This is a genomic window from Aeromonas sp. R3-1, assembly GCF_040908345.1.
Classification (GTDB): Bacteria; Pseudomonadota; Gammaproteobacteria; order Enterobacterales; family Aeromonadaceae; genus Aeromonas; species Aeromonas veronii.
Genome location: NZ_JBFODN010000130.1, coordinates 1 through 1,219 on the forward strand (window position 1 = coordinate 1; position 1,219 = coordinate 1,219).

The 1,219-nt window shown below is 56.4% G+C and carries 2 protein-coding genes; one reads left to right on the top strand and one right to left on the bottom strand.

Translation table 11 applies throughout. From position 1 onward, the window contains the following. Window positions 1–107: 107 nt before the first annotated feature. On the bottom strand, window positions 108–608 hold the full coding sequence (locus AB5Y85_RS07865) for an SRPBCC domain-containing protein (RefSeq protein WP_139741077.1): 501 nt from the start codon (window positions 606–608) through the stop codon (window positions 108–110). 160 nt (window positions 609–768) lie between these two features. Here AB5Y85_RS07865 and AB5Y85_RS07870 point away from each other — a divergent pair, with 160 nt between their 5' ends. Then, a complete protein-coding gene (locus tag AB5Y85_RS07870) occupies window positions 769–1,188 on the top strand; it encodes a GNAT family N-acetyltransferase (protein ID WP_257688138.1) in 420 nt (139 codons plus the stop codon). Window positions 1,189–1,219 lie beyond the last annotated feature (31 nt).

A 1,219-nucleotide genomic window follows, 5' to 3' on the forward strand; every position in this document is an offset into this window, starting at 1 on the left:
GCGTTGAAATACAGAACCCCCGATGCGGCACATAGGGGGTTCTGAGTAGAGAAATGCTAGTTGAAAATGTGTAAACCTATTTCAGGACTAGACACTGATATCCGGGATTACTGGGCCAGCGCCTTCAGTTGCGCCTTGTCGGGGGGATTGTTCCAGTCGATGGGACCGTGGGTAAAACGGTACTGCAACCGTGGTAGGCTGGTCTCCAGCCACTCTTCCCGAAAATAGGCATAACCCTGATCCCAATCCGGATCATTGGCCCAACCGCTCTGGAGGAAGTAGAGGCGAGTGCCCTGCCCTTCCGGCACAAAGCGCAGGCAAACCTGGGTCTTTTGCTGGCGGATATGGGGTAGGGTGGGCGGGAAATTCCAGCTGAAACTGAGCAAGTCATAGGGCATGACGGCCATGACCCGGCACCCTTCGCTGCCACGTTCACCCAGCGGGGCATCAGGCCTGAAGTAGATCTCGAAAGGACCATTCGGTTCGGCCACCATCAAACATTCGGGAGCCAGAAAACTGCGCAGACCGCTTTCGGTAGTCCAGGCGTGCCAGACATCGTCTATATGCGCCGGAACAAAAATGTTGCCTTCAATCAGTTTATTGTCCATAAATCAGCGATCCTCAAGCCATCCATACAAGGGACTCCGGCAGTATAGCCCCATGACAAATACAATGGACAGTGCTTAATCACACCCTTGTCATTTGCATCGATTAACCTGCCGCTGTGCAGCTGCCTCAATGAACATTGGCTTGATCCGGGAGGGCATCATGATCCGGCTCATGGAAGAACACCACATTCCCCAACTGGCCCGGCTGTTTTTAAAGAGTCGCCGCCACACCTTTCACTGGGTCGATCCCGCCCGTTTCCAACTCGAGGATTTCGAGGAACAGACCAAAGGTGAACAGGTGTGGGTAGCCGAACAGGGGGGCAATATCTGCGGCTTTATCGCCATCTGGCAGCCCGATCACTTCGTCCATCACCTCTATGTGTCAAGCGACTGGCACGGTCAGGGGATAGGGCGCGCCCTGCTGGAGCGGGCCCTCGCTGATTCGCCGCACGGCTCGCTCAAGGTTGCGACCCGCAACACGGCGGCAGTAGCCTTCTACCATCGGCTGGGCTGGCAAAACAGTGATGAGACAGGCCACTGCGAAGTCACCGGCCCCTGGTGCAAGTTGCTTAGAAGCTAGCGGGACGCCCGGCACCTGCGCTTTGCGGCTG

Coding starts and splice junctions, on each gene's coding strand:
- AB5Y85_RS07870 (WP_257688138.1), top strand. CDS start 769: ATGATCCGGCTCATGGAAGAACACCACATTCCCCAACTGGCCCGGCTG.
- AB5Y85_RS07865 (WP_139741077.1), bottom strand. CDS start 608: ATGGACAATAAACTGATTGAAGGCAACATTTTTGTTCCGGCGCATATA.